Below are 3,105 nucleotides of genomic sequence, written 5' to 3' on the forward strand. Positions count from 1 at the left end.
ATCGTGTTGAGGAGATAGCATTCGAAGCGGTTCAGCGCCTCGAGCCCGATGGTGACGCCCTTGTTGCCGGCATGGTCGCCGATCGCGCGTTGCGAGGCGACGGAGCGCTTTGTCTCGGCAGAGGTCGGTCCGGAGCCGGAAAACGACCCGAGCGTCGAATGCAGCGGGCCGCTCAGCGTGTCGGCGCCAAGTGCCTGCGCGCAGTCGATCGCCCATTTCATATAGTCGACACCGGCCTTGCGCGTCGCCGCGTCGGCCGAGATCAAATTCATCGCCGGATCGCCCATGGCCGAAACCGAGGTCCGCTCCAGTCCGATGCGGTCGAGCAGATCGCCGAGTTTTTTATAATCGTCCGGCGCGCCGGCGAAGATCGGTATCTCGACGCCATCGAAGCCCGTTGCCTTGATGTCGCGCAACAGCGGCTCGTGTTTCTTCGACACGGCCGTCGTCCACAAGAACATGCACATGCCGATTTTCATCGACGCCCCTCCCCTTGAATCCCCCGGCCGCCTCTATTTCAGAGCTTCGTCCACGCCCCATTCTTCTTCGACGACTTCACGCAGGCCTCGATGAAGGCCATGCCTTCTACGCCGTCCTGGATGGTCGGGAAGACGACATCCTTGGGCGGCTTGCCACCCTTGCGGCGTGCCGCCCGGATGGCGCGTGCGGCCTCCTGGTAGATGTTGGCGAAACCTTCGAGGTAGCCCTCGGGATGGCCCGACGGCACGCGGCTGACACGGCCCGCCACCGGCAGTGCGCCGGCGCCGTTGCGGGTGATCAATTGCTTCGGCTGGCCGAACGGCGTGTACCAGAGATAGTTCGGGTCGGCCTGCACCCATTCCAGCCCACCCTTGGAGCCATAGATGCGCAGCTTCAGCCCGTTCTCGTGGCCGGGCGCCACCTGGCTTGCCCAGATCATGCCCTTGGCCGGATGCGTCTTGCCGATAGGCTTGAAGCGCAGCATGACGTTGACGTTGTCATCGAGAAGCCGGCCCGGCACGAAGGCGTCGAGATCGGCCGACAGGGAGTCCAGTTCCAGCCCCGAGACGAAGCGGGCGAGGTTGTAGGCATGCGTGCCGATATCGCCCAGCGCGCCGCCGGCGCCTGCCTGCTTGGGGTCGGAGCGCCACGCCGCCTGCTTCTGGCCTGTCGCGGCCAAATCCTCGGTCAGCCAGTCCTGCGGATATTCGGACTGCACGATGCGGATGTCGCCGAGAACACCTTTGGCGACCATTTCGCGTGCTTGCCGGATCATCGGATAGGCGGTGTAGTTGTGCGTCAGCACGAACACCTTGCCGGTCTTCTCGACTATCGCCGCAAGCTTTTTCGCCTCGGCCAGCGTCGTCGCCAACGGCTTGTCGCAGATGACGTGGATGCCGGCCTCGAGGAAAGCTTTTGCTGCCGGCACATGGACATTGTTGGGCGTGACGATGGCCACTGCCTCGATGCCGTCGGGGCGCTTCGCCTCGGCCTTGGCCATCTCGGCATAGGATGCATAGCTGCGTGCGGGGTCGAGCCCCAGTTCGGCGGCCGAGGCCTTGGCACGGGCCGGGTCGGCTGACAAAGCACCGGCAACCAGCACGAAATCATTGTCCAGCCGCGCCGCGATCCGGTGCACCGCGCCGATGAACGCGCCTTGCCCGCCGCCGACCATGCCGTAGCGGATCGGGCCGCCTCCCGTTTCCGACTTCGATGCGCCGACCATATCTTGCTCCTCGCTGTTGCTCACCTCCCCCTTGAGGGGAGGTCGATCCGCGCAGCGGATCGGGTGGGGTCGTTGAGGCAGAGCTCGGCATGAACCGACCCCTCCCGGCCCTTCGGGCCACCCTCCCCTCGAGGGGGAGGGGAAACCGCGCTAGATGCCCATCATGGCGCGCAGCATCTTCTTGTCGGTGGTGCCGGCGGCGAAGTCGTCGAATGCCTTTTCGGTCACCCGGATGATATGGTGCTCGATGAAAGGCGCGCCTTCGGCCGCACCATCCTCCGGATGCTTCAGGCAGCACTCCCACTCCAGTACCGCCCAGGAATCATAATTGTACTGCGTCAGCTTGGAAAAGATGCCGCCGAAATCCACCTGTCCATCGCCCAGCGAACGGAAGCGCCCGGCGCGGTTGGTCCAGCTCTGGTAGCCGGAATAGACGCCTTGCCGGCCGGTCGGGTTGAACTCGGCGTCCTTGACGTGAAACGCCTTGATGCGCTCGTGATAGATGTCGATGAATTCTAGATAGTCGAGCTGCTGCAGCAGGAAGTGCGACGGATCGTAGTTGATATTGCAGCGCTTGTGGCCGCCGACCGCGTCGAGGAACATCTCGAAAGTGGCGCCGTCGAACACGTCCTCAGAGGGGTGAATTTCATAGCCGACATCGACGCCGTTGTCCTCGTAGACGTCGAGGATCGGCTTCCAGCGTTTGCCGAGCTCGCCAAACGCTTCCTCAATGAGTCCAGCCGGTCGCTGCGGGAACGGATAGAGGTAAGGGAAAGCCAGCGAGCCGGTAAACGACACTGAAGCATTCAGGCCCAGATTGCGCGATGCTTTAGCGCCGAACTTCATCTGCTCGACAGCCCACTCCTGCCGGGCTGCGGGATTGTTGTGCACCGACGGCGGCGCAAAGCCATCCATCTGCGCGTCATAGGCTGGATGAACCGCGACCAACTGCCCCTGCAGATGCGTCGACAGTTCGGTGATCTCGACGCCCGCGTCAGCGCAGATGCCCTTCACCTCATCGCAATAGGCCTTGGAAGAAGCCGCCTTCTTGAGGTCGAACAGCCGCGCGTCCCAGGTCGGGATCTGCACGCCCCTGTAGCCGAGACCGGCCGCCCATTTGGTGATCGACGCCAGTGAGTTGAACGGCGCGGCGTCGCCCGCGAACTGCGCCAGAAACAGCCCAGGGCCCTTCATTGTCGTCGGCATCGCATCCTCCCTCATTTCTCTCTCGACCGAGCATAGCGCCGATTGGAAGCAGGGCCAGCCACTTTGGTCTTTTCTCAACGGGTGCTTGCACGCACCGCCATTCTGGTATTACCAAATGTGGAAATTTGGTCAAGCCGCGCAATGCGCCATCAAGACCCCAAAATCACCTGTTGCAGGCCTATATATCTCAATAT

3 protein-coding genes are annotated in these 3,105 nt (G+C 62.9%); all 3 read right to left on the reverse strand.

Annotation, left to right across the window (positions count from 1 at the left end; translation table 11 throughout):
- Nucleotides 1-479: sugar phosphate isomerase/epimerase (locus tag EN906_RS28705; protein ID WP_164777427.1), on the reverse strand; the 479-nt coding region annotated here is incomplete at its 3' end.
- Between the two features lie 38 nt (nucleotides 480-517).
- Nucleotides 518-1,705 (reverse strand): Gfo/Idh/MocA family oxidoreductase, encoded by a 1,188-nt coding sequence (locus EN906_RS28710; RefSeq protein ID WP_127269535.1) that lies wholly within the window; start codon nucleotides 1,703-1,705, stop codon nucleotides 518-520.
- Between the two features lie 150 nt (nucleotides 1,706-1,855).
- Nucleotides 1,856-2,911, reverse strand: a complete 1,056-nt coding sequence (locus EN906_RS28715) for a sugar phosphate isomerase/epimerase (RefSeq protein WP_127269536.1) — start codon at nucleotides 2,909-2,911, stop codon at nucleotides 1,856-1,858.
- Nucleotides 2,912-3,105: the final 194 nt, after the last annotated feature.

Source organism: Mesorhizobium sp. M7A.F.Ca.CA.004.06.1.1 (assembly GCF_003999135.1).
GTDB lineage: Bacteria > Pseudomonadota > Alphaproteobacteria > Rhizobiales > Rhizobiaceae > Mesorhizobium.

What these genes read in the sequence shown, in the direction of transcription:
- EN906_RS28710 (WP_127269535.1), bottom strand. Translation starts at nt 1,705, where the DNA reads ATGGTCGGCGCATCGAAGTCGGAAACGGGAGGCGGCCCGATCCGCTAC.
- EN906_RS28715 (WP_127269536.1), bottom strand. Translation starts at nt 2,911, where the DNA reads ATGCCGACGACAATGAAGGGCCCTGGGCTGTTTCTGGCGCAGTTCGCG.